Source organism: Polaromonas sp. P1_G4 (assembly GCF_056405475.1).
In genome coordinates this window covers 1-3,753 of the sequence record NZ_JBFUCA010000433.1, presented here as the reverse complement: position 1 = coordinate 3,753, position 3,753 = coordinate 1, and the positions used below count along the sequence as shown (strand labels likewise).

Here is a 3,753-nt window from a genome sequence, read left to right as displayed (position 1 = left end):
GCTCCAAGCCTGCCTGCGCAGGCTTGGACGGGCGACAGAGGCGAAGCGTCTCGCGAGCCGCGGCCTGCAAGGCCTCGGGAGCTACACGCAGTGAGCGACCGTGGGGGCTAACCACTTGACAGGCTTGATAAGATTGAAACAACCCCGGCCGCAGGCATTGGATGCCGCGCCCGGGGTTTGTCGTCTGTGGTGTAACCTCTGCGGATAATTTTGAGTGATTTCGGGCCTTAGCCCAATAAATACGAGCGCAAGCAGCTATGACTTTGATAGCAATCCTGGTGGGGACCCTGGCTGCAGGCATTGGCAGCGTGTGGCTGGCGGCTCTGCTCAGCTTTGGTGTGCTGGCCCGCTACACCCAGCACATGCTCAGCCTGGCGGCCGGCGCGCTATTGGCCACGGCCTTCATGCATTTGCTGCCCGAGGCTTTTGAAAGCCAGGCCGGGGCCAAGGAACTGTTTGCCACCTTGCTGGTCGGGCTGGTGTTCTTTTTCCTGCTCGACAAGGCCGAACTCTGGCATCACGGCCATGAGCACCATGGCGGCGAGCACCATGGCCCCGAGGCTGCGGCGCATGCACACCATGACCATACGGAGCACGTCCATGCCGCGCACAGCCACCACGGCCACCACGGCCATACGCATGGCGAAGCCAAAAGCGGCAGCTGGGCTGTGCTGGCCGGCGACAGCGTGCACGCTTTCGGCGACGGCATCCTGATTGCGTCGGCCTTCATGGCCGATTTGCGGCTGGGCGTGGTCGCCGCGCTGGCGGTGCTGGTGCATGAGGTGCCTCACCACATGGGCGACCTGGTGGTCCTGCGCCAGACCTCCAACAACCGCCGCGCCGCCTTCATCAAGGTGTCGCTGGCCGGTGCCGTCACCGCGCTGGGCGGCGTGGTCGGCTATGCGCTGGTTGACCAGCTATATGACTACCTGCCGTTTTTCCTGATCATGGCGTCCAGCAGTTTTATCTATGTCGCGCTGGCCGACCTGATTCCCCAGTTGCAAAAACGCGTCACCGCCCGGGAAACCATGGCGCAAATTGCCTGGCTGGGTATCGGCATCGGGCTGGTCACGCTGATCAGCGGGATGGCGCACCACCACTGAGCGGCAAGGCGCAGCTGCGGTTGCGGCTGCTGTCAGACGGCGCCTGACAAGTACAAGGCCTGGCGACCTATAGGCGGGTTTCGGGCGGAGCGGGAAGATAAGGGCAAGCATCCTTTTGATGCTCCGTTGCGTTGTGCAAACACTGTGCAAAAGGCAGGCCCGCCATGAACTTCCATTCAGACTCCACCACGGTTTCCAGCGCCTTCCGCCCGTCGGCCTACGATGTCAGCGGCGAGTTGGCTCAAGACGCGCCGCCGCGCAAGCCGCGGAGTTTTCACCGCCCGCGCGCAGCCGCGTACATCGCTTTTTTCATCACCGTTTTCGCCAGCATGGCCGCCGCCGCTGCGCTGGCAATCCATGACATGCCTTTGATGGTGGTGGGTCTGTGATGGGCGGAACGCGCAAGCGGCCAGGCAATGAAGAGCCCGAACCGACGTTGGAAGCGGACCTGCCGTCCGACGGCCGGGACGAAAAAGGTGAAGCGATGATCCGCGACTTGCCCAGACGGGTGGAGCCGCCGCAGTCTCTGCAGTCGCCTGGCAGGGGCCCAACGGCGCCGGAAAAGGGAAGCAGGAAGTAGCCATGGCCACCAACCCGAACGTTCCGCCACCCGAGCCCCTGCCGCCCCTGGACACCCCGCCGGACCCGGGCGAAGTACAGACCACTCCCATGCCAATGACGCTGAAATAGGCGAAAACAGCTCCGCAAGAGATGTTGACGGGTCTGGGCGGTGGTTGCCCCGCCTGGAGCTTGCAAGGGCCATCAAGCCTGGATATGGTCGGAGGATTTTCATCCCCGGGGAGACACCATGGCCGACGTAATGAATGTCCGCTGCTGCATCGCCGGCGGCGGCCCGGCCGGCATGATGCTGGGCCTTTTGCTGGCACGCGCCGGGGTGCAGGTGCTTGTGCTGGAAAAGCACGCCGATTTCCTGCGTGACTTTCGCGGCGACACCGTGCATCCATCCACTCTCGAAGTGATTCACGAACTGGGCCTGCTGGAGAAGTTCCTGGCGCGCCCGCACGATGAAGTGAGTGAGTTGCGCGCCGTGGTCGGCAACACCGAACTCGTGCTGGCCAGCTTCAGGCATTTGCGCCTGCGCTGCAAATTCATCGCGATGATGCCCCAATGGGAGTTTCTGGATTTTGTGCGCGATGAGGCGGAGCTGTATCCCGGTTTTCGCCTGATCCAGAACGCCGGAGTGACCGGCGTGATCCAGCAAGATGGCGTGGTGACGGGCGTGGAGGTCGCCACACCCGAGGGCGCCCTGCAGGTGATGGCGGACCTCGTGATCGGGGCCGATGGCAGGCGGTCCACGGTGCGCAGTTCGGCCGGGCTGGTCGTGCGCGATCTGGGCGCGCCTATCGATGTGCTGTGGATGCGCCTGCCCAAGATGCCGGGCGATCCTTCCACGACGGGCGGGCGCATTACCAACGGCATTTTCCTGGCCATGATTGACCGCCGTACTTATTGGCAGTGCGCCTATGTGATTCCCAAGGGCGGCATCGAGGCTGTTCGCTCAGAGGGGCTGGAGGCTTTCCGCACAGACGTGGTGAAGGTGGCGCCGCTCTTTGCCGACCGTATCGCCACCCTGGCCAGTTGGGACGACATCAAGCTGCTGAGTGTCACGGTCGACCGGCTGGAGCACTGGTACAAGCCCGGCCTGCTGTGCATCGGCGACGCTGCACATGCCATGTCGCCTGTGGGCGGCGTGGGCATCAACCTGGCGGTACAGGATGCCGTGGCGGCGGCCAACATTCTGGCTGCTCCCCTCGCAAGTCCGCAGGTGGACCGGGCCGCGCTGACGCCCTTGCTGGCGCAGGTACAAAAACGCCGGTTGTTTCCCACACGCGTCACGCAGGCGGTGCAGGTCGCCATCCAGAACCGCCTGCTCAGCCCGGTACTGGCGGCGCGGGGGCGCGACGGCCCGCCCATGGCGCTGCCCTGGCCGCTGAAGCTGATGCGGCGCTGGCCCTTGCTGCAGGCGCTGCCGGCCTATGCGGTCGGCGTGGGCGTGCGGCCTGAGCACGTGCGCTCGCCTGTCCAGCTGGTGACTGCCGATACCGGCTGAATGGTCGTAGTTGCTATTGATTTGATAGCTGTTTGCGCTTGTTCAATAAGGCTGGAAGGCCATTTTTTCTTGAGTCCTTGAAGATTTTCGGGGGGCGGTCCTGAGCTGCATCCGCCTTCTTTTCCAGCGGGAGGACTTGAACACTGGCGTCCGCAGGAAGGGCAAAAAGACAAAAAAAGAGGGTTTGTAGGCTTGTTCCTACGCAATCCACAGGCATTGCCTACATTCCCCGGCCGCAACGATGCCTACAGTGAATAAGGCAGGCACAGGTGCGTAGCAGGTGTGCAAGCGCCGCAAACCACCCCCCAATCCCACTCAACAGTCTGCACCTCGCTGCTGCTTTCTGCCGCAAGCAAAGGTGACCTTCAAGGAGACCGTCATGAAAACCGCCGCAGAGACACTTCACTCCCACAGGCCCGAACCCAGCCCTTCGAAAGGACGCCTGGGTGACCGGCCGGACAACGGCTCGCGGAGCAGTCGCGGTGCCGGCCCTTCGTCGGGGTCACGCCTGGACAATCCGCACAAGCGCACCCGCCTGTCCGGCCACGCGCGCGCCTGCTGAACGCGCGCGCCTGCTGA

At 63.7% G+C, this 3,753-nt stretch carries 4 protein-coding genes; all 4 read left to right on the top strand.

The window, feature by feature from the left end; all coding sequences use genetic code 11:
- The first annotated feature begins 257 nt into the window (after positions 1-257).
- The 4 genes from AC1D1X_RS18135 to AC1D1X_RS18120 all read left to right on the top strand — a co-directional run bounded on the left by AC1D1X_RS18135 (position 258) and on the right by AC1D1X_RS18120 (position 3,736).
- Positions 258-1,103, top strand: a complete 846-nt coding sequence (locus AC1D1X_RS18135; RefSeq protein ID WP_477667999.1) for a ZIP family metal transporter — start codon at positions 258-260, stop codon at positions 1,101-1,103.
- A gap of 164 nt (positions 1,104-1,267) precedes the next feature.
- Positions 1,268-1,492: a hypothetical protein gene (locus AC1D1X_RS18130; RefSeq protein WP_477667998.1), complete on the top strand. Its 225-nt coding sequence runs from the start codon at positions 1,268-1,270 to the stop codon at positions 1,490-1,492.
- A gap of 419 nt (positions 1,493-1,911) precedes the next feature.
- Positions 1,912-3,174, top strand: a complete 1,263-nt coding sequence (locus tag AC1D1X_RS18125) for an FAD-dependent oxidoreductase (RefSeq protein WP_477667997.1) — start codon at positions 1,912-1,914, stop codon at positions 3,172-3,174.
- A 379-nt stretch (positions 3,175-3,553) separates the two neighbouring features.
- Positions 3,554-3,736: a hypothetical protein gene (locus AC1D1X_RS18120; protein ID WP_477667996.1), complete on the top strand. Its 183-nt coding sequence runs from the start codon at positions 3,554-3,556 to the stop codon at positions 3,734-3,736.
- Positions 3,737-3,753: the final 17 nt, after the last annotated feature.

What these genes read in the sequence shown, in the direction of transcription:
- AC1D1X_RS18135 (WP_477667999.1), top strand. Translation starts at nt 258, where the DNA reads ATGACTTTGATAGCAATCCTGGTGGGGACCCTGGCTGCAGGCATTGGC.
- AC1D1X_RS18130 (WP_477667998.1), top strand. Translation starts at nt 1,268, where the DNA reads ATGAACTTCCATTCAGACTCCACCACGGTTTCCAGCGCCTTCCGCCCG.
- AC1D1X_RS18125 (WP_477667997.1), top strand. Translation starts at nt 1,912, where the DNA reads ATGGCCGACGTAATGAATGTCCGCTGCTGCATCGCCGGCGGCGGCCCG.
- AC1D1X_RS18120 (WP_477667996.1), top strand. Translation starts at nt 3,554, where the DNA reads ATGAAAACCGCCGCAGAGACACTTCACTCCCACAGGCCCGAACCCAGC.